A 16,305-nucleotide genomic window follows, 5' to 3' on the forward strand; every position below is an offset into this window, starting at 1 on the left:
CGCCCGCCTCGCCGCCCGCTACGACCCGCATCTCAGCGCCTTCCACGACAGGTTGCACAAGGCCGGCAAACCCAAAATGGTCATTCGCATCGCGCTCGCTCGCAAACTGCTCGTCATCCTCAATGCAAAAGCACGCGACGCGCGAAACGAGTTCGCAAATGCAACTTGACACCAAAGATAGTCGCTCACCGGCCCGTCGGGCCACCTCTCCCCCTGCCCGGGGGAGAGGATCGCAGCATCGACGATTGGCGCCAACCTGGCGGCCTGCTATCCTCTCCCCCGGGCAGGGGGAGAGGTGGCCCGACGGGCCGGTGAGGGGGTGATGCCGAAACGAACCCGGCGTAGCCGGATCGGAGAGGATAATGTCCATATGCGATTGCCCTGCCGTAAACGGGGAGAGGGACGCTGGCCGCGATATTCCGGCTCATTCGGCAATGTTTTCCATAGGTGGAGTCGGCGATTTTAGCGGCCTCGTTCTTCACGAGGAGAAGCCGCCGGCAGGCGACTTCGAAGAACGGGCGGCATAGACAGCCAACGTGCATGCCGCTTGCCGCCTATTCCTTGAACCAGGTGTCCGGCTGATAGGGATAAAGATAACCGAAGTTGTAGTGCACCGTCTTCATGTCCGTCTTCACGTTCTTGAGGCGGTTGCCGACGACGACAGGCTTCGGCAACTCGCCGATCGTGCCGATGATCGTCATGTTCTCGAGGTTGAGCTTCACCAGTTCCTTGCCGAGTTCGGTATAGCGCTCGGAACCCGGCAGCACCGTCTTCCATTCGCGCGCGATCTCGTACATGCGCTTGGCCCAGGCCGGCGGCTCCTCGCCCTTGGTTCCGCCTGTCATTTCCCAATCCCGCCACTGCACGCCGAAGAGCGGCGAAAGGTCGGAGTAGTACGGGACGTAGAGGCCGATATTGGCGATCAGCGTCGGCTCGTAGGGAACGTCCCACTCCATGTTGATGTCGGAGCGGCTGGTACGAGCGTTGTCGCGTGTCGCCTCGCTGGTCAGTTCCTTCGGATTGACGTTCAAGCCGACCGCCTTGAAGTAGTCGGTCATCAGCTTGACGAATTCGGCATTGGCGAACTGGCTCGAATATTCCCACAGGATGGTGAAGGGCGAGCCATCCGGGAAGGTGCGAAAACCGTCGCCGCCGCGTTTCATGCCCATTTCGTCGAGCAGGGCGTTCGCCTTGGCGACGTCGTAGTCGATCATGTAGTTGGCGTCGGCATCCGTTGTGAAGGGGAGCTGCGCCGGCAGCGCCTGGCTGGGTTTGCCGAGCCCGAAATACAGGACCTGGTTCATCTCCTCGCGGTTGATTGCGTGGCTGATCGCCTGGCGGAATCGCAGGTCGCCATAGACGGCCCTCAGCTTCGGATCGACATGCGTAATGTTGAAGGCCATCGCATTGCCGATCGAGCCCGGCGGCAGGAGCACCGTGAAGCCGCCCTTCGCTTCGTTTTCCTTGAAGGTCGGATAGGAGCTCAGCTCGTTGCCCTGCGCCTTGAAGTCGACCTCGCCGTTGAGGATCGCCAGCACCTGCAAATCGGCGTTGAGGAAACGCTCGCGCACCCGGTCGATATAGGGGAGCTGCTGCCCCATGCTGTCGACCTTGAAGTAATAGGGATTGGCCTTCAGCACGCGCTGCTGCGTGTCGGGCGCGATCTCGATGACATGGGCTTCCAGCGTCGGCACATCGAGGGCCGCGGGCGATACGGTCGCGTCGTCATGGTACTTGTTGTAGTAGTTGACGAACCACTTCTTCCAATCCTCGAAGCCCGCCGCCTTGGCGTCCTCGTTCGCCTTGGGATTGTATTTCGGCATGAACTTCTTGAAGAAATGCGCCGGCGCGAAAGTGCTGAAGTAGGAGCCGTTGGTGGCCATGTAGGTCAGGAAGCCGGGAAACGGCTCGTCGAACGACACTTCGACATGTTGGTCGTCGATCTTCTTGGCATGCACGTTGACGCCCCATTCGGTGGTCGTCTCGGCGCTGAGGTCCTTGTTCTGGATGATGTCCTCGAAGAAGAAGACAACGTCGTCGGCGCCGAAGGGCGTGCCGTCCGACCATTTGTGGCCCTTGCGCAGTTCGAAGGTGATCGACTTGTGATCGTCGGCCCATTTCCAGGAGCGCGCGACGTTCGGCACGATGGTCTGCAGATCGTCGGAGATGCGGACCAGCACGGCCTGCCGCCAGCTCAGAATGTCGGAGGTTCCGGAGGTCGGCGCGCGCGACGTGCCCTCGATCGTGCCGCCATATTTGCCGCATTCGACATAGGGCAGGACGACCAGCGGCTGTTCGGGCAGGCGCTCGCCCACCGGCTTCAGCTTGCCCGCCTTCACGTCGTCGGCAAACAGGGGGTTCTCGGTGAAGGCGAGCTTCGCCCCAGCGGCGGTCGCTTCGTCGAGCTCGACCTGATGCGGGAAGGCGCCCTTGAGATTTTGCGGGTCGGCAACGGTCGGGCAGGCGGCGGCGAAGGCCGCCACGGAATTCAGCAGGGCGAGAGTAAGGGCGGAGATGCCAAGCGCGGCCCCTCGCTGGTTAAAAGGCGTCATGCTTCCACTCCCCGGTTTCGGCGTCGAAGGCCTCGATTGCGAGAATACAGAAATAGAATGACTAAACGGTCACCATGTCAACCGCAAGATTGACTGATCGGGCAGATATTTGTTGAACCTGACACAGAAATTGTCATGAGTCTGTCACGCCGGGACGTTATGCGCGCGGCCCCGCAATGACAATCTCCACACCAGCGGCGCGCAGGGCGTTCTCCACCGTGTCGTCTGGCGCGCGATCGGTCACCAACCGGTGTACCCGGTCGGCCTTGCAGACCTGGAACAGGGCGTGCCGGCCGAGTTTGCTGCCGTCGGCAAGCACGGTGACGTGGCGCGCGCTGGCGATCATGGCGCGCGCGATAAAGGCTTCTTCGGCGTTGAAGTCCATGAACGTGCCGCCTTGATCGACCGCGCCGATGGTGAGCACCGCATGGTCGGCATGCAGCCTCTGGATCTGGTCGACGACGAGCGGCCCAAGCACTTCGTGCCCGTCGCCGAAATAGCGGCCGCCGAGCAAATAGACCTCGCTGGGCGAGGGCGCCGACCACAACTCCGAGGCGACGACTGTGGAATTGGTGATGACCGTGAAACTGCCGGCATTCTTCAGGGATTCGGCGAAATAGGCAGTGGTCGAGCCGGCGTCGATCAAGATGCTGTCACCGTGCCGGAACAGCCCGGCCGCCGCCCGTCCGATCGCGATCTTTTCGGCTCGGGCCGTCGCCCGGCGGTCGCCGAGCGGGCTCTCCAGTGCCGTCTGCATGAACACCGCGCCGCCATGGACTTTTCGCAGGAGTCCCTGCTCGGAAAGCAGAGTCAGGTCGCGCCGCACCGTTTCGCGCGAGGTGTCCAATAGGGTAGCGAGTTCATCGACGCTGATCTTGGTGGCTTCCTTCACCAGGAGGGCCATCCGTTCGCGACGTTCGTCAGGTCTCATGTTGAAAACCGCCATTGCCTGTTCGGTCACAATGTGACATTAAAGTGACCATTCGGTCAAACGCAGTGTGCTTTCCATCATGTCCTTGCCCGCATCGGCCGCACCCGCCGACATTGCCCAACCCGCCGGCGCGACAACCTATGACGTCGCCATCATCGGCGCCGGCGTTGTCGGCTGTGCCATAGCGCGTTCTCTAGCGATTCGCGGGTGGAAGGCGATCGTTCTTGAGAAGGGCGGCGACATTCTGGAAGGCGCCAGCAAGGGTAACAGCGCGCTTCTGCACACCGGTTTCGACGAGCCGGCCGGTGGCATGGAGCTCAAACTGATCAAGACGGGCTGCGCGACCTATCGCCGGATCCACGGACGCATGAACCTGCCATTGGTCGAGACGGGTGCGCTGGTGGTGGCATGGGATGAGCAGCAACTGGGAAAACTGGCTGGCATCGCCGCCCACGCGCAAGCCAACGGCGTCGCCGTTTCGGTGCTCGACCGCGCCGGGCTGCGCCGCCGCGAGCCGATGCTGTCGGATCGGGCGCTTGGCGCGGTCGATGTGCCGGAGGAAGCCATCATCGATCCATGGAGCGCGCCGCTGGCTTATATCAGGCAGGCGATGATGCACGGCGCCGAGCTTTTGACCGGCGCCGAGGTGACCGGCCTTTCGCGCAAGCGGGGCGCATGGCGCATCGAGACTGGCAAGGGCGAAGTCGCGGCCCGGCTCGTGGTCAACGCCGCCGGCCTGTTTGGCGACCGCGTCGAACTCCTGGCCGGCCGCCAGCCGGGCTTCACCATCCGCCCGCGCAAAGGCCAGTTCGTGGTCTACGACAAGCCGGCGCATGACCTTGCCAAGGCGATCATCCTGCGTGTGCCGACGGAGCGCACCAAGGGCGTCCTGATCACCCGCACCGTCTTCGGCAATCTGCTGCTCGGGCCGACCGCCGAGGACCAGGAGGACCGCATTCATGCGGCCTGCGAGGAGGCCGTGCTCAGGCGCATCATGGCCGAGGGCGAGGCCATGCTGCCGGCGCTGGCCGGCCAGACGGTCACGGCGACCTTCGCCGCCCTGCGGCCGGCGACGGAGCATCGCGATTATGTGCTGAAAGCCGACGCCAAAAGCGGCTGGCTCACGGTTGGCGGCATCCGCTCGACAGGTCTCTCCGGCTCGCTCGGCATCGGCGAATGGGCGGCCGACCAGGGTTCGATCATTCTCGGCGAGGCGCGCGCCGCGCCGCCTGACGACGACCTCGACTGGCCGCGTATGCCGCCGATCTCGGAAGTCCTCCCCCGGCCTTACCGGCAGGCCGGGCGCTCGCCCATCGTCTGCCATTGCGAATGGGTGACCGAGAACGAAGTCCGCGCCGCGCTTTCAGGCCCCGCGCCGGCCGGCACGCTGGGCGGGCTCAAGCGCCGCACCCGCATCGCCATGGGCCGCTGCCAGGGTTTCGGCTGCAGCGGGGCGCTGGCGCGGCTGGCGCCGCATCTCGTCGAAGCCGGCAAGACCGACGCGGCGGCATGAACCGGGAGCCGGTTGTGCTGATCGTCGGCGGCGGGCCGGCTGGGCTGGCGGCGGCCCACTCGCTGGCCCGGCGTGGGGTGTCGAATGTCGTCGTGGTCGAGCGCGAACCGGAAGCGGGCGGCATTCCGCGCTTCTGCCCGCATCCGACTTTCGGGCTGACCGATTTTTTTCGGCCGATGTCCGGTCCGGCCTACGCGGCGCGATGGCGTTCGCTGGTCGATCCGGGCACGATATTGTCGTCGACGACCGTCACGTCGATCGGTTCGGAGCTGGAAACGATGCTGTCTGGCGATGAGGGCGAAGTGCTGGTCAGGCCAAAACGGCTGCTGCTCGCCACGGGTATTCGCGAGACGCCGCGCGCCGGCCGGCTGGTGTCAGGCGACCGGCCGCGCAACATTTTTACCACCGGCGCGCTTCAACGCGTCCTGTCCGAGGGCAAAGGACTGCCGTTCCGCCGGCCTGTGATCGTCGGCACCGAGCTTGTCTCGTTTTCCGCGCTGCTCAGCCTGCGCGACGCGGGCGTGAGGGCCGCCGCCATGGTCGAGCCGGGCGAGCGCATCGTCGCGCGCCGCCCCGCCGATCTTTTCGCGCGCGCCGTGCTCGGCACGCCGATCCGCTACCACTCGCGTGTCGTCCGCATCAACGCGGCAGCCGACGATGCCGGGCGCATGGCGTCGGTCACGATTGAGGACGCCGTCGGCAGGAGCGAGGAGGTCGCCTGCGATGCGGTGATCTTCACCGGATGCTTTACGCCCGAAGCCTCGCTGCTCGGCCGCCGCCCGGACCTTCGCGACGTGGGCACGCGCGGGCCGGCCGTCGACCAGTTCTGGCGGCTCGCCGAGCGCGGGCTTTATGCGGCGGGAAATGTTCTGCGGCCGGTCGAAACCGCCGCCTGGTCGGCGCGCGAGGGCGCGCTGGCTGGCGAGGCGATCGCCGATGACCATTTTGGCGGCGCGCCGCTTGGCGAGCGCCGCCTTCAAATCCGGGCCGACGGTTTGGTCGCTTTCTCGACGCCGTCCTGCCTAACTGTGCCAGGGCCGGCGCTGGGACCAATGCGGATGGCGGTTCGTGTGAAGAGGGCAGCGCAAGGCCGTTTCGCGCTTTCCGCCGATGGCGCGATTGTCTGGCGCTCTGGCTTGATGCGGGTTAGGCCGGAACGCCGGATCGTGCTCGATCCGAAATTTCCCGATCTGGAGAACGTTGGCGAACTTCGTATCGGCTTCGAGGCGCAGGCATGAAAGTCGTCTCCATCGACCAGGGAACGACATCGACCAAGGGCCTGCTTGTCGCAGAAGATGGTGCGGAGGAGACGGTCGGCGCGGTCAGGCATGGGCAGATCCTGCCTTGCCCTGGTTGGGTGGAGCATGACGCCGCCGAATTGCTGGAAAATGTGCGCGGCCTGGTCGATGAGGGCGCGGCGAGGGGAGCGAGGGGCGTGGCGCTCGCCAACCAGGGCGAGACGGTGGTCGCCTGGGACCGCGACAGCGGCGTTCCGCTCGCCAACGCCATTGTCTGGCAGGATCAACGCACGGAGGCGGAGGTCGCGGCGCTCGCTCAAGCCGGGAAAGGCGAAACGGTGCGGGCGCTGTCTGGCCTGCCGCTCGATGCGTATTTTTCGGCGAGCAAGCTGCGCTGGCTGCTCGATCATGTCGACGGCGCTCGCGAACTCGCGCGGCGTGGCCGATTGGGTCTAGGCACCTCCGACAGCTATTTCACCGAGCGGCTGACCGGGCGCTATGCCACCGACGTCACCACCGCCTCGCGGACGTCGCTGATGAACCTTGGCACATGCGCCTGGGATTCAGTGCTTTGCGACACATTCGGCGTTCCGACGGAATTGCTGCCGGAGATCGTCGCCGGCGACGAGCCGATCGGCATGGTGGCCACGCCGGTTGGGCCGCTGCCGCTGCTTGCATCCATGGTCGATCAGGTCGCAGCGCTCTACGGTCACGGCTGTCGCATGCCCGGCGAGGGCAAGATCACCGTCGGAACGGGCGCTTTTGCGCTGATGCTGACCGGATTCGAAAGACCGGCCGGACTTGGCGAGGGCATCGTGCCGACGGCCGCTTGGTCCTGCCGCGAGGGCCGTGCCTATGCCGCCGACGGCGGTGTCTACACGGCGGCGGCGGCAGTCGAATGGCTGGTGCGGATCGGTTTGCTGGGCGGCACGGAGGACCTTGCTGGCCTGTCCGGTCGGAGCGCAGCCGGCCGCGACCTGTTTTTCGTTCCGGCGCTGGCCGGTCTCGCGTGCCCGCACTGGGACCGCGGCGCGGCGGGGCTGTTCATCGGCATCGACACCGCCACCGGCCGCGAAGACCTTATCAAGGCCGTGCTGGAAGGCGTCGCCTTCCGGATCGCGGAGGTTGTAGATACGCTCGGCTTTGCCGGCGGCAATGCCATCTCGGTCGACGGCGGGCTGACACGATCGACCTATTTCATGCAATTCCTTGCCGACATATGCGGCCGTCCGTTGGTCGGGCGTGGCGAGGCGGAGGTGACTGCGCTTGGCGCGGGCTGGCTTGCACGAGCGGTAGCTGCAGGACGGGACCCGTCAGAACCCACGGCTATGCCGGGCCTCCCGTCAGCCGCAGTTCAGCCGGTGTTGGAGCGAGGTGATGCCGCCGCTCTGCGTGACCGCTTCGCGGAAGCCTTGGCACGCTCCAAGGGGTGGCGTCGATGAAGGCTGAGACGCAGCCATGACGATCTTTCGGGAGCGGCGGTCCTCTTCGTCGCCGTTGGCTCACGGTTGACCGAGTTTGGAGGTTTGAAACTGTTCGAAAATGTCAAACCTTTGCGCATAAGAATGTTGTAACTTCAACATGCTGTGTGGTAGTAACCACTGAAACGACCGTGGCGTCACGAATTGCATGCGGCCGCCTCGATCCCGCCCCGCCTTTCCACCGAAATCGGCCACGGAGACAGCCCGACAATGAAACATCTGGAACTGCGCGAGGAGATGATCGCGGTCTGCAATTTCATGGTTGACCGTGGCATCAACCAGGGCACGGCAGGCAATATCAGCGTCAGGGTGAACGAGGGTTTTCTGATCACGCCGTCCGGCGTGCCCTATCCGGAAATGGTGCCGGAAGACATCGTCACCATGCATATCGACGCCTCGCATGACGGCGTGCGCAAGCCCTCCACAGAGTGGCGCTTCCATCGCGACATCATGGAGAAGAAACCGGAGGTCGGCGCGGTCGTCCACCTGCATTCGCGCTTCTGTACCTCGCTGTCGATGCTGCGGCGCGAGATTCCGGCGGTGCATTACATGATGGCCGTGGCGGGCGGCCCGACCGTGCCTTGCGTGCCCTACGTCACCTGGGGAACGCAGGAACTCGCCGACCTGATCCTCGGCGCACTTCAAGACCGCTACGCCTGCCTGCTTGCCAATCACGGTATGGTCGCCATCGGCCCGAACCTGAAGCGGGCGGCCTGGCTGGCGGTCGAGATCGAGGCGCTGGCCTCGCAATACTGGCATGCCTTGCAGATCGGCGTGCCCTACGTGCTGCCGGACGAAGAGATCGCGAGGGTGGCGGAACGGTTCAAGAGCTATGGGCAGGGCGACGACGGCGCGCGCCGCATCATGCCGAACTGCTGCTGAGGGGCGGGACAATCATGGACGGGGCAAAAAAGATCGAGCGGCTGCTTGCCGGAACCTATGTCGATCCCGACACCGGCAAGGCGGTCGGTGTCGCGACGAAATCGCTGGCGATCAAGCCATCCCTTGCCGGCATGGAGGGCGACCTTGTCGCGGCGCTTGGGTTCGGAAAAAAGATCGCGGTCGTCAGCGACAGTACGACGCACGCGGTGCTCGGCGCCAGGGTCGAGGCGGCTCTGGACGGCAGACATGCCGTGCAGAGCGTGGTTTTTCCCGAAGCGCCATATCCGGACGATGTGACTGCCGACAGGATTCGCGGCGAGACCTCATGCGCCGACGCGCTCATCGCCATCGGTTCGGGCACGATCAACGATCTCTGCAAATATGCGAGTGCGCTTGACAAGAAGCCATATGCGGTTTTCGCCACAGCGCCGTCGATGAACGGTTATACCTCGGTCAACGCGGCGATCACAAAGCATGGGCACAAGATGTCGCTGCCGGCGCAGGCGCCGGCCGGTGCCTTCTTCGACCTTGCTGTGCTGTCGGCTGCCCCGGCGCGCCTCATCCGCGCCGGGCTCGGCGACAGCCTGTGCCGTACCACCGCCGAGGCGGACTGGCTGCTGGCGCACCTTCTGCATGGCCTGCCGTTCCGCGAACTTCCCTATGAACTGCTCGAGGACGACGAGGGTCCGCTGTTCGACAACGCCGCGGCGCTGATGGCGGGCGATCTCCAAGTCATGGAGCGGCTGGTGAACACGTTGGTGCTTGCGGGCTTCGGCACCGCGATCGTCGGCAACAGCCAACCGGCGTCCCAAGGCGAGCACCTCATCAGCCACTTCATCGACATGTTCGCCGATGACAACCGCCCGCTGATCTACCATGGCGAGCAGGTCGGAGTGACGACGCTGTCGATGGTGCGGCTACAAGAGCGTATGCTGGAGGAGACGCCCGTGATCTGGCCGGACACCGAGACCGAGGCCGGCTTCAAGGCCCGCTACGGCGATGAACTCGGGGCATCGTGCTGGGCCGAATTCCAGGGCAAACGGATCGACAGCCGCAAGGCCGAAGCGCTCAATACGCGGCTTGCCGAGCGTTGGCACGACATACGCGAGCGCATCGCCGGCGTGCTGCTGAAGTCGTCCTATTTGACCGGCGTGCTGAAAGCGGCGGGCGCCGACCTGACGCCGGAAGCGATCCACCTGCCGCGCAAATTCTACGACAACGCGCTGCTGCGCTGCCGGGAAATCCGCAACCGTTACACCTTCATCGATCTTGCCGCCAACGCCGGCAGGCTGGAAAGTGCGATCGGCACAATTTGATTGCGGGCCGAGGGCCGTTGCATCATGCCTGACATGACGGCGGTGCATCATGGTGTGGCTCCGGCGCGGGCCGGGCTCCAGTGGGAGAGGGGACAAGGGGCGACATGGCCGACAAGCCGAACATTCTTCTGATCTGCGCCGACCAGTGGCGGGCGGATTGCATCTCGTCGCTCGGGCATCCGAACGTCAAGACGCCGAACCTCGACGCCCTGGCGCGCGAGGGCGTGCTGTTCCGCAACCATTTCGGACAGTGCACCCCATGCGGCCCGTCGCGCACCAGCCTGCTCACCGGCCTCTATCTGATGAACCATCGGTCGGGGAAAAACGGCACGCCGCTGGACGCCCGCCACACCAACATCGCTCTGGAGGCGCGCAAGGCGGGATACGACCCGTCGCTGTTCGGCTACACCGACAACTCCGTCGATCCGCGCGGAAAACACCCGAACGATCCGGCGCTGACCGCCTATGACGAGGGTGTGCTGCCGGGGTTTCGCGCCCCCCTCCATCTGCCGGAGGACATGGGCGACTGGGTCGCCGAACTGATCAGGAACGGCTACGATTTCCCCAATGGCCGCGACGACGTGTTTCGTCCGAAAAAGGGTTTCGAGAAACCGGCGGATAGGGGGTTCCGCTACATTCCGACCGAGTTTCCGGCGGAAGAGAGCGAGACAGCCTATCTCACCGACGAATTCCTCAAATGGCTGCTGGTGCGCGAGCAGAAACCGTGGTTTGCGCATTTCGTGTTCTTCCGGCCGCATCCGCCGCTGATCGCGCCGGTGCCCTATAACGACGCCGTCCATCCGGCCGAGGTGGAATTCCCGCATCGCGCGGCGACCCACGAGGCGGAAGCCGAGCAGCATCCGATGCTAGCCTACGAGATCAGCCGGCTGAACCGCGTCGGCGCCTATGACGAGCATACGCCGCTCAACATCGTGACCACCGACGAACTGGAAATCCGGCAGATGCGGGCGACCTATTACGGGCTGGTCAACGAGGTCGATTTTCATCTCGGCCGCATCGTCGAGCATCTGAAGGCGACCGGGCAATATGATCGTACGCTGATCGTCGTCACCAGCGACCATGCCGAGATGCTGGGCGAGCATTTCGTCTGGGGCAAGGAGATCTATTTCGACCAGTCGTTCCATCTGCCGCTGGTTATCCGCGATCCGCGCCCGGAGGCGAATGCGACGCGTGGCACCCAGGTCGAGGCGCTGACCCAGGCGATCGACATCATGCCCACCGTGCTCGACTGGATCGGCCTCAAGGTGCCTCGGACTTGCGACGGCGCCTCGCTGATGCCGTTTTTGCGCGGCGATGCGCCGGCGGACTGGCGCGACGCGGTCTATTTCGAGCAGGATTTTCGCGATGTGCGGCTGCAAAGGCCTGAAACCATGCTCGGCATCACGTCCGACCAGTGCTGCTACGCAGTCGTCCGCGACAAGCATTTCAAATACATACACTTCGCGGCCTTGCCGCCGTTGCTCTTCGACCTTGAGGCCGATCCGCACGAGACGACAAATCTGGCGACCGATCCTGCCTATGCGACGGTCATGCTGAAATACGCACAAAAAATGCTGGACTGGCGGCTGACCTCGGCGGAGCGGACCATGACCAACATGCATCTGGGTGAGGGGGGCCTGTTTTCGAGGGAGTGACGCGCGTTCGCGAGCTGGCATGAGGCGCCTCGAAGCCTCGGCGACTTGCTCCACGCCGGGCTTTGAAGCGGCGAGACTGAAACCTGGCTTCCTTGAGGCAGCAACCTCATCGAAGCGCAAAACTTTGAACTGCTCTGTGTCGATTCTGTCACAAATGTTGTAGGATCAACACCATAAGTGATGCGCCTGAACAACTGGTTCGAAGCAATAGCTTTCCGGGGATTTCGCATGCAGCATAATGGGGCTGATGTGACCGAGATCGTGGCAGGACGGGTGCGGGCTCCCGCTTTTCTGTGTGCGCCTGCGCGGCCGGTTTCCCGGCCGTGAGCGGTCTTCGCCTGCGCAACGTGGTTCGCCACTATGGCGGGTTCACCGCCGTGGATGGCGTCGATCTCGACATAGCCAAGGGCGAGCTTGTGACGCTGCTCGGGCCCTCGGGCTGCGGCAAGACCACCACGCTGCGCATGGTCGCGGGTTTCATGGCGCCTGACAGCGGCGACATCTTGTTCGGCGAGCGGCGCATGAATGACGTGCCGCCGCACCGGCGCAACACCGCCATGGTGTTCCAGAGCTATGCGCTGTTTCCGCATATGACGGTCGCCGAGAACATCGCATTCGGCCTGAAGATGCGAAAGATTCCGGCAGCCGAGCAGACCCGCCGCATCGGCGAGGCAATCGACACCGTCAGCCTGCGCGGACTTGAGGCGCGGCGTCCGGGGCAGCTTTCGGGCGGCCAGCAGCAGCGTGTGGCGCTGGCGCGCGCCATCGTCACCCAGCCGGACATTTTGCTGTTCGACGAGCCGCTCTCGAACCTCGACGCAAAACTGCGCGAAAAGGTGCGGCTGGAAATCCGCGAATTGCAGAAAAGGCTGGGCGTCACCACGCTCTACGTGACCCACGACCAGGTCGAGGCGCTGGCGATTTCCGACCGCATCGTGGTGATGAACAAGGGCCGGATCGAACAGGTGGGGGCGCCGGAAACGCTCTACCGGTCGCCGGTCACCAGTTTTGTGGCCGACTTCCTCGGCGCCGCCAACATCGTCCCTGGCACGGCCGCCGGGGACCATCTGGTCGCCACGCCGATCGGCCGCTTTTCCGTCGGACCGGGGCGGAAACTCGGCGGCGGGCCGGTCAAGATAAGCTGGCGGCCGGAAGACATGCGCGTCGTCGCCCCCGGCGCGGAAGCCAACATCGTCGGCGCCAGGGTGCGCGGCGTGGTCTTCTGCGGCAGTTTCATCGAACTAGTGCTCGACGCGGCCGGCCAGCAGCTGCGCGCCCAGGTCGATACCGGCTTCAGGGGACGCGAAGGCGACATGCTCGATTTCGCGGTTCCCTCGGACCGCGTGCGGGTGGTCGAGTGAACGCCATGCGGACCGACCGGCTCACCCTCGTCCTCCTGATCCTGCCCGGCGCCGGCTTCATCTTCCTGTTTCTCGCAGCGGCAATCGCCATGACCGTGCTGCAAAGCGTCGGGCTCTATTCGCTGGTGGGGGAATCGAAGCTGACCTTCGAGCATTGGCTGTCGCTGGCCGACCGCACCTTCATCGATTCCTTCCTGTTCTCGCTGAAGGTCGGCGTCGGCAGCGCCTTCGGCACGCTGATCTTCTCCTATCCCCTTGCGCTGTTCCTGCGCCGCCGCCGCTTCGGCACGCAACTGATCGGCTCGATCATAAAGATCCCGCTGTTCGTGCCGGCGCTCGTTGCGGCATTCCTGATCCTCAACGTGCTGGCCTTCCACGGCATCCTCAACAGCGCGCTGCTCGGCCTCGGCATCATCGACCGCCCTTTGCGCATGCTGAACGACAAGTTCGGATGGAACGTTCTCATCATCCAGATCTGGAAGAACCTGCCGTTCCAGTTGCTCATTCTTTCGGCGACGCTGGAATCGATCCAGACCGACGTCGAGGACGCCGCGCGCAACCTTGGCGCCAGTCCGTGGCGGGTGATCCGACACGTCATCCTGCCGCTATCGGCGCCCGGCATCCTGATCGCCGTCGTGCTTGTCTTCATCCTCACATTCGGCGACTACGCGATCACCAAAGTGGCCGGCCCGGTCTATCCCTCGTCGCTGTCGGTGCTGATGTACACCGAGGCGTTCACGCTGCAGCAATGGGGCGCGGCCGCTTGCATCGGCGTGGTCATCACCTTCGCCTCGCTGCTGTTCGTCGCCATCTATGCGCGCGCGGCCCGCGCCGTCGCCGAGATCGGCCGATGACCGACATGGCGCTCACCATCCCGCCGCCCTATAAGCGCCGCAGGATCGGCCTGAAGGGATTTCTCGTCGGCCTGACCGTGGCGCTGCTGCTGGTCTGGACGGCGGTGCCGCTGTTCATGGCCGTGATGTGGTCGCTGGTGAATCCGGATGATCCGTGGTCGCCGCCGGCCGTGCTGCCGCCGAGCTTTTCGCTGGCGCAGTGGGAATATGTCTTCACCTTTTCCGAGATCGGCAAGGCGATGGCGACCAGCTTTATCCTGGCGCCGGTGGTGACGCTCCTCTCCTTTATCCTGTCGCTGCCCACCGCCTACGCCATCGGCCGGCTGACCTTTCGCGGCAAGGAGGCGCTGCGGCTGCTGATCCTGCTGCCGATCGTGCTGCCGGCCATGGTGATCGCCATGTTCTTGAGCCGCACATTCCAGACCTTCGGACTAGCGCAAACGTTTATCGGGCTCGTGCTCGGGCACACGCTGCTGTCGATGCCCTATATGCTGCGGATCCTGGCCACCGCCTTCGAGGCGATCCCACAGGACGTGATCGATGCCGCGAAGAACCTCGGCGCCGGCCGGCTGGAACTGGTGCGCCATGTGCTGGTGCCGATGGTGCTTCCCGGCCTGATGGCGGGGTCTGTGTTCACCTTCATCACCAGCCTGGAGGAATTCAACCTTACCTTCGTGATCGGAACGCCGACGTTCCAGACCATCCCGACCGTGCTGTTCGACTATCTCGGCTACCACTTCGTGCGCACCAATGCGGCGGTGGTCTCCATCGTGCTGATGGTGCCCAGCATCGCCCTTCTTCTCATCGCCGAACGCTACCTGAAGACGGAATATCTCTCGTCGGCTTTCGGAAAACTTTGACATCGGGACGCGCCGAGGCCCGGCGCCGACCGCAACCAGGGAGACGAATGTCATGACGACCAGACGTGTATTCCTATCCGCAATCGTGGGGCTTGCCGGCCTCATCGGCGCTTACCAGCCGGCCTCCGCCGCGGACGATCTTCTGAAAATGCCGTGGGACAAGGTTGTCGAGGCGGCGAAGGCGGAAGGGCAGGCCACCTTCTACGCCTGGTGGGGCGAGGAGTTCTGGCGCACCGCCGCCAAGGATTTCGAGGCGAAATACGGCATCAAGGTCGATGTCGTCACCGGCGACCGCACCGCCACCATCGGAAAGGTGGTGTCGGAAGCGCCGAGCGCGGAGGGCACCATCGACGCGCTGCTGATCGGCGGCGTGGAACTGAAGTCGCTGCTCGACGCCAAGGCGCTCTACGGGCCGCTGGTCGGTGTCATCCCCGGCTCGGACAAGCTCGATCCGGCCCTTTCCAAGGTGCAGGAGGGTTATGCCACAAACGGCTATCTGGTGCCCGTCTACCGCAACCAGACCGGCTTCGTATACGACCCGGAAAAAGTGCCCAACCCTCCGCAGACATGGGCTGAATTCACTGCCTGGCTGGACGCCAACCCAGCGCAGTTCGCCTTCAACGATCCGTCCAAGGGCGGCTCGGGCCAGGCCTTCGTGCAGGCCGCGATCGTCAATATCCTGGGCGATCGGGACAAATATGCCGGCGACACCGAGATGAAACAGGAGAAGGTCGCCGATTGGGGCAAGGTCTGGGAGTGGTTCAACGCCAACGAGGACAAGTTCACCATCACCGCCTCGAACAACGACTCCATCGACCGCGTGAACCAGGGCGAGGTGCTGATGGCCGCCGCGTGGGACGACGACACCGCGGTCTCGCTGTCCAAGGGCACGCTGTTCAAGCGTGCAAAGCTCTACGTGCCGGAACTCGGCATGCCGGGCGGCGGCGACAGCCTCGGCATTCCCGCCAACGCAAAACACAAGGCGGCGGCGATGCTGTTCATCGCCTATCTCATCGAGCCAGAGGTGCAGAAACAGCTCAACGCCACCATCGGCAGCTATCTCGCGCGGACCGACGTTTCGGGTGAGAATGCCCTGATCCCGGAAGACCAGCGGCAGAAGAACGGCCGGCCTTGGCTGCCAGGCGCCTACAAGGGGTATTTCATCCAGCAGTTCGTCGCGGAAGTGCTGCAGAAGTAGGTGTTGGTTGACCGAAGCGGGGTCAACCTCATGGCGGACATGAGTTACAATAGTCTATTCTTAGAGCAAATGTACCGGACGTCACTGTGTTCCGGAATCTCGATCCGTTAAGGCGAGGCAATAGCGGATACAAAACAATCCTCTACGAGCCGGCGTTGCCGGCTCGTTTCGGCATCACCCCCTCACCGGCCCTTTGGGCCACCTCTCCCCCTGCCCTGGGGAGAGGATACGCAGCTTCGCCGATTGGCTCGAACATCGCGGCCGTCTATCCTCTCCCCCGGGCAGGGGGAGAGGTGGCCCGAAGGGCCGGTGAGCGACTATCTTTGGTGTCAAGTTGCATTTGCGAACTCGTTTCGCGCGTCGCGTGCTTTTGCATTGAGGATGACGAGCAGTTTGCGAGCGAGCGCGATGCGAATGACCATTTTGGGTTTGCCGGCCTTGTGCAACCTGTCGTGGAAGGCGCT

The 16,305-nt window shown here is 64.2% G+C and carries 12 protein-coding genes and 2 pseudogenes; 11 read left to right on the forward strand and 3 right to left on the reverse strand.

All coding sequences use genetic code 11. From position 1 onward, the window contains the following. Positions 1-169: pseudogene (locus ABMA59_RS36015) on the forward strand (IS110 family transposase); the annotation flags it as partial. 385 nt (positions 170-554) lie between these two features. Here the strand turns inward: ABMA59_RS36015 and ABMA59_RS36020 are convergent. Continuing rightward, positions 555-2,552 carry an ABC transporter substrate-binding protein gene (locus tag ABMA59_RS36020; protein WP_349010150.1) on the reverse strand — a complete coding sequence of 666 codons (1,998 nt, stop codon included), beginning with the start codon at positions 2,550-2,552 and terminating at the stop codon, positions 555-557. A 157-nt stretch (positions 2,553-2,709) separates the two neighbouring features. After that, on the reverse strand, positions 2,710-3,483 hold the full coding sequence (locus ABMA59_RS36025) for a DeoR/GlpR family DNA-binding transcription regulator (protein WP_349010151.1): 774 nt from the start codon (positions 3,481-3,483) through the stop codon (positions 2,710-2,712). A gap of 79 nt (positions 3,484-3,562) precedes the next feature. On the opposite strand from ABMA59_RS36025, the gene ABMA59_RS36030 reads away from it, so the two are divergent. The 10 genes from ABMA59_RS36030 (at position 3,563) to ABMA59_RS36075 (ending at position 15,841) form a co-directional block, all read left to right on the forward strand. After that, on the forward strand, positions 3,563-4,996 hold the full coding sequence (locus tag ABMA59_RS36030) for an NAD(P)/FAD-dependent oxidoreductase (RefSeq protein ID WP_349010152.1): 1,434 nt from the start codon (positions 3,563-3,565) through the stop codon (positions 4,994-4,996). Next, positions 4,993-6,234: an FAD-dependent oxidoreductase gene (locus tag ABMA59_RS36035; protein ID WP_425476054.1), complete on the forward strand. Its 1,242-nt coding sequence runs from the start codon at positions 4,993-4,995 to the stop codon at positions 6,232-6,234. Before ABMA59_RS36030 ends, ABMA59_RS36035 begins: the two co-directional genes overlap by 4 nt. Then, the gene (locus ABMA59_RS36040; protein ID WP_349010153.1) at positions 6,231-7,676 is read left to right on the forward strand and encodes an FGGY family carbohydrate kinase; all 1,446 of its coding nucleotides are present in this window, start codon (positions 6,231-6,233) and stop codon (positions 7,674-7,676) included. The genes ABMA59_RS36035 and ABMA59_RS36040 overlap by 4 nt, the downstream gene beginning before the upstream one ends. 249 nt (positions 7,677-7,925) lie before the next feature. Further along, the gene (locus ABMA59_RS36045) at positions 7,926-8,597 is read left to right on the forward strand and encodes a class II aldolase/adducin family protein (RefSeq protein ID WP_349010154.1); all 672 of its coding nucleotides are present in this window, start codon (positions 7,926-7,928) and stop codon (positions 8,595-8,597) included. Between the two features lie 14 nt (positions 8,598-8,611). Continuing rightward, positions 8,612-9,913 (forward strand): iron-containing alcohol dehydrogenase, encoded by a 1,302-nt coding sequence (locus ABMA59_RS36050; protein WP_349010155.1) that lies wholly within the window; start codon positions 8,612-8,614, stop codon positions 9,911-9,913. 104 nt (positions 9,914-10,017) lie between these two features. After that, on the forward strand, positions 10,018-11,568 hold the full coding sequence (locus ABMA59_RS36055) for an alkaline phosphatase family protein (RefSeq protein ID WP_349010156.1): 1,551 nt from the start codon (positions 10,018-10,020) through the stop codon (positions 11,566-11,568). A 323-nt stretch (positions 11,569-11,891) separates the two neighbouring features. Further along, positions 11,892-12,929: an ABC transporter ATP-binding protein gene (locus ABMA59_RS36060; RefSeq protein WP_349010157.1), complete on the forward strand. Its 1,038-nt coding sequence runs from the start codon at positions 11,892-11,894 to the stop codon at positions 12,927-12,929. A gap of 5 nt (positions 12,930-12,934) precedes the next feature. Beyond that, the gene (locus ABMA59_RS36065) at positions 12,935-13,783 is read left to right on the forward strand and encodes an ABC transporter permease (RefSeq protein WP_349010160.1); all 849 of its coding nucleotides are present in this window, start codon (positions 12,935-12,937) and stop codon (positions 13,781-13,783) included. Then, positions 13,780-14,643: an ABC transporter permease gene (locus tag ABMA59_RS36070; RefSeq protein WP_349010158.1), complete on the forward strand. Its 864-nt coding sequence runs from the start codon at positions 13,780-13,782 to the stop codon at positions 14,641-14,643. The genes ABMA59_RS36065 and ABMA59_RS36070 overlap by 4 nt, the downstream gene beginning before the upstream one ends. 52 nt (positions 14,644-14,695) lie before the next feature. Next, positions 14,696-15,841, forward strand: coding sequence for an extracellular solute-binding protein (locus ABMA59_RS36075; protein ID WP_349010159.1), 1,146 nt, complete (start codon positions 14,696-14,698; stop codon positions 15,839-15,841). Positions 15,842-16,170: 329 nt separating this feature from the next. On the opposite strand, the pseudogene ABMA59_RS36080 reads toward ABMA59_RS36075, so the two are convergent. Further along, a pseudogene (locus ABMA59_RS36080) lies at positions 16,171-16,305 on the reverse strand (IS110 family transposase); the annotation flags it as partial.

Source organism: Mesorhizobium yinganensis (genome assembly GCF_040081985.1).
Taxonomy (GTDB): Bacteria; Pseudomonadota; Alphaproteobacteria; order Rhizobiales; family Rhizobiaceae; genus Kumtagia; species Kumtagia yinganensis.

Coding starts and splice junctions, on each gene's coding strand:
- ABMA59_RS36020 (WP_349010150.1), bottom strand. CDS start 2,552: ATGACGCCTTTTAACCAGCGAGGGGCCGCGCTTGGCATCTCCGCCCTT.
- ABMA59_RS36025 (WP_349010151.1), bottom strand. CDS start 3,483: ATGAGACCTGACGAACGTCGCGAACGGATGGCCCTCCTGGTGAAGGAA.
- ABMA59_RS36030 (WP_349010152.1), top strand. CDS start 3,563: ATGTCCTTGCCCGCATCGGCCGCACCCGCCGACATTGCCCAACCCGCC.
- ABMA59_RS36035 (WP_425476054.1), top strand. CDS start 4,993: ATGAACCGGGAGCCGGTTGTGCTGATCGTCGGCGGCGGGCCGGCTGGG.
- ABMA59_RS36040 (WP_349010153.1), top strand. CDS start 6,231: ATGAAAGTCGTCTCCATCGACCAGGGAACGACATCGACCAAGGGCCTG.
- ABMA59_RS36045 (WP_349010154.1), top strand. CDS start 7,926: ATGAAACATCTGGAACTGCGCGAGGAGATGATCGCGGTCTGCAATTTC.
- ABMA59_RS36050 (WP_349010155.1), top strand. CDS start 8,612: ATGGACGGGGCAAAAAAGATCGAGCGGCTGCTTGCCGGAACCTATGTC.
- ABMA59_RS36055 (WP_349010156.1), top strand. CDS start 10,018: ATGGCCGACAAGCCGAACATTCTTCTGATCTGCGCCGACCAGTGGCGG.
- ABMA59_RS36065 (WP_349010160.1), top strand. CDS start 12,935: ATGCGGACCGACCGGCTCACCCTCGTCCTCCTGATCCTGCCCGGCGCC.
- ABMA59_RS36070 (WP_349010158.1), top strand. CDS start 13,780: ATGACCGACATGGCGCTCACCATCCCGCCGCCCTATAAGCGCCGCAGG.
- ABMA59_RS36075 (WP_349010159.1), top strand. CDS start 14,696: ATGACGACCAGACGTGTATTCCTATCCGCAATCGTGGGGCTTGCCGGC.